The following is a 3,156-nucleotide window of genomic DNA, read 5'->3' as shown; positions in this document are numbered from 1 at the left end:
CGGGAATGACATAAAAACAATCAATGCAACAACACCCCGCTTTTGCAGAAATGACAATAAGGCACTTAAAACTTGAAATATTGTTAATTAGCTTTTTTTTATGTTATAAAGAACTGTTATAGTCATATAAACAGTATCTATGCTTAGTTATCTTAAACAAAATTTACATTCTTATTTTTCTAGTAGAGTACTAATTTTTACTTTAGCAACAGCAGCTATTATTTTTGCTTGTGCTACTTTTGATGTGATATCTTTAGAATCAAAGAATTTTAGTACGATTATTGGATTTTTATTAGTTGATTTAGCAATTTTTTTAATTTTAGGTGTTTTACTAACTCAAAAATTTTTTACTAAAAATAATAATAACGATAGTTCTAAATTACAAAATCGTATTGTAATTGCCTTTAGTTTAGTTGCAGCTATTCCAACTATAATTGTTTCAGTATTTTCTGTTTATTTTTTTAATCTTAGTGTTCAAGCTTGGTTTGATAAGAAGATTTCTACGGTTCTTGATCAATCCGTGATAGTTGCAGAATCTTATATTGCCGAGCATAAATTACAGCTAAAAGAAACGGCTTTAGCCGTTGCTGAAGATTTAAGCGATATGTATTACGATTTAATTCACAATCCCGCTTTATTTACTAAAACACTTAATACTGAAGCAGAGATGCGTTCGCTTGATGAGGCTATAGTTTTAAACAAATCTACTAATACTATAGTAGCTAATAGTTATTTAAGTTTTTCATTATCATTTGCAACTATCCCTGCACATTTAATAAAAAAAGCGGATTTAGGTGAACTGGTGGAAGTAAAATCCGATCCAACCAAAATAAGAATGCTGATTAAATTAAAAGAGTATAATGATGTGTATTTATTAGTTGGTAGATTAGTAGATAATAAAATTATCGACCATGTAGATGCAACTAACGGAGCAGCTGCCGAGTATAATAGTCTTAAAAATGAAATAGATAATATACAGATTAAGTTCTCTATAATGTTTATCTTTATTGCCTTATTACTTCTTTTTGTAGCGATAAGTTTCGGGGTTATATTTACTGCTAAAATAGTAAAACCTATTAAAAAATTAGTTACTGCAACCGATAACGTTAAAGACGGCGATTTAACGGTACAAGTGCCTGAAAATGAAGTAGATAAAGACGAAATAGGCACGCTTTATGTGGCATTTAATAGAATGATTAAGCAGCTTTCTCGCCAGCAGCGTGATTTAGTTATAGCACAGAGGGCTATGGCTTGGTCGGATGTTGCAAAAAAAGTAGCCCATGAAATCAAGAATCCGTTAACTCCTATTTTACTTGCTTCTGAAAGATTGCTGAAGAAATTTAGCCCTGAAATTAAGGAAAGGGTAGAATTTGAAAATTATTTAAAAATGATTATTCGCCATACTAACGATATTAAAAATATAGTATCCGAATTTGTTCTTTTTGCACGTCTTCCTGCTCCTAAATTTACGAAGAGTGAATTAGTTTATTTAGTTAAACATATTGTTGAAGCACGTAAATTACTTAATGATAATATTTTGTATAAATTTGAGTCTAACGTAGAACAATTTGATTTTATGTGTGATGCTACCCAAATAAATCAAGTTATGATCAATTTATTGAAAAACGCAGAAGAGTCAATAGAAGGACGAGAATCCGGGAAAATAGAAGTTACTATAGATGTTAAAGACGATTTTATTAGCGTTATTGTAACGGATAACGGTAAAGGATTCCCGCCTGAGCTAATAGGCAAAGCTACCGAAAGCTATGTTACGACCAGCAGTAAAGGTATGGGAGTAGGGCTTGCTATAGTTAAAAGAATAGTCGAAGAACATTGCGGCATTCTAGATATAGCAAACAGAGAAGCAGAGGGAGCAATAATCGATATAAAATTTGATTTAAAAGAATTGGATTTAAAGGCTAAGCGTTTGGAAATGTAGTATTTTACTAGAGGATGAAGTTCTTAAAGAAAATTTAGAATCAATTATTTATCACTTAATATGAACACAAATCATAAACAAAAAGCAAAGTTATGAATGTAGAAATCACAGAGTTTTTAGCAAAAGAGCTTATTGCAGAACAATCCCCTAAATGGTTTCATTTACCTATCAAACCGGTTGAATTTAGTGGTCATGATAATAGAACCTTTCATTGAGGCGATGAAATGTTAAAATTAGATGACCAAGTGCAGCAAAATATGTAGGTGCGGTTTCAAAAGAACACAAATGGTTACCAATATTAGCACCTAACTTGTCATTTTATATCCCTAAGCCTTGAGCTTTAGGTAAACCTTCAAAAAATTATCCTTGGAATTGGTCAATATATAAATGGATTGAAGGAAAAAGTGCAAATAGCTTTGATACTAGTAGCTTAAATTTATCTCTAATTGTTTCTGATCTAGCAAAATTTCTAAATGAATTGCATAAGATTGATATAATTGATGGACCTGTTCCAGGTACTCATAACTTTTGACATGGAGGTGCTCTTGCAGTTTATGACCTTGAGACAAAAATAGCAATTAAAAATTTAAAAGATTTGGTTGATGCAGATAAAGTTCTATCTGTTTGAGAAAAAGCATTAAAGTCTCAGTGGAATAAAAAACCTGTATGGATTCATGGTGATTTTGCAAGTGGTAATATTATTATAAAAAATGGTAAGCTTAATGCAGTAAGCGATTTTGGAGGTATGGGTATTGTTGATCCTGCTTGTGATTTGGTAATAATTTGGACTTTTCTACAAAATGAAGCAAGAGAAATTTTTAAAGAACAGCTAGCATTAGATGATGATACTTGGGCAAGAGCACGAGGTTGGGCTTTGTGGAAAGCTTTAATTGCTCCACTAGATGGTTTTGATGCTGTTAAGAATTTACAAATTATTCATGATATTTTATATGAGCATGAAAAATTATGATTGAGATAGCTATTTATAAATACTATATCAATGAGTAATAGACATCTGCGAAGTATATAGACTAGATTTTAACTAAAGTGTTGTAATTATTATAAACCGTTTAAAGAAGGATCTAAATCTAGATATATAGAACAAAAATAAAATAATTTCAAAATTGTAGTTGACATAGCTGATTATATTGCATATAACTACATCTATCCAAAGCGATAAATGAAAAAAAGTCGCAGCTGTTTTTAAAAGTAAATAA

The 3,156-nt window shown here is 30.6% G+C and carries 3 protein-coding genes; all 3 read left to right on the top strand.

The window, feature by feature from the left end; all coding sequences use genetic code 11:
* Positions 1 to 139: 139 nt before the first annotated feature.
* The 3 genes from TENJIKU01_RS06045 (at position 140) to TENJIKU01_RS07945 (ending at position 2,909) form a co-directional block, all read left to right on the top strand.
* The gene (locus tag TENJIKU01_RS06045; RefSeq protein ID WP_064429588.1) at positions 140 to 1,939 is read left to right on the top strand and encodes a sensor histidine kinase NtrY-like; all 1,800 of its coding nucleotides are present in this window, start codon (positions 140 to 142) and stop codon (positions 1,937 to 1,939) included.
* Positions 1,940 to 2,031: 92 nt separating this feature from the next.
* The gene (locus TENJIKU01_RS10295; RefSeq protein WP_255374221.1) at positions 2,032 to 2,154 is read left to right on the top strand and encodes a hypothetical protein; all 123 of its coding nucleotides are present in this window, start codon (positions 2,032 to 2,034) and stop codon (positions 2,152 to 2,154) included.
* A 455-nt stretch (positions 2,155 to 2,609) separates the two neighbouring features.
* The gene (locus TENJIKU01_RS07945; RefSeq protein ID WP_227780073.1) at positions 2,610 to 2,909 is read left to right on the top strand and encodes a phosphotransferase; all 300 of its coding nucleotides are present in this window, start codon (positions 2,610 to 2,612) and stop codon (positions 2,907 to 2,909) included.
* The last annotated feature ends 247 nt before the right edge of the window (positions 2,910 to 3,156 follow it).

The sequence above is a fragment of the Rickettsia sp. Tenjiku01 genome (genome assembly GCF_001653015.1).
GTDB classification, from domain to species: domain Bacteria; phylum Pseudomonadota; class Alphaproteobacteria; order Rickettsiales; family Rickettsiaceae; genus Rickettsia; species Rickettsia rickettsii.
The sequence above is the reverse complement of the archived record's forward strand: the minus strand, read 5'-3'. Positions and strand labels throughout refer to the sequence as shown.

What these genes read in the sequence shown, in the direction of transcription:
- TENJIKU01_RS06045 (WP_064429588.1), top strand. Translation starts at nt 140, where the DNA reads ATGCTTAGTTATCTTAAACAAAATTTACATTCTTATTTTTCTAGTAGA.
- TENJIKU01_RS10295 (WP_255374221.1), top strand. Translation starts at nt 2,032, where the DNA reads ATGAATGTAGAAATCACAGAGTTTTTAGCAAAAGAGCTTATTGCAGAA.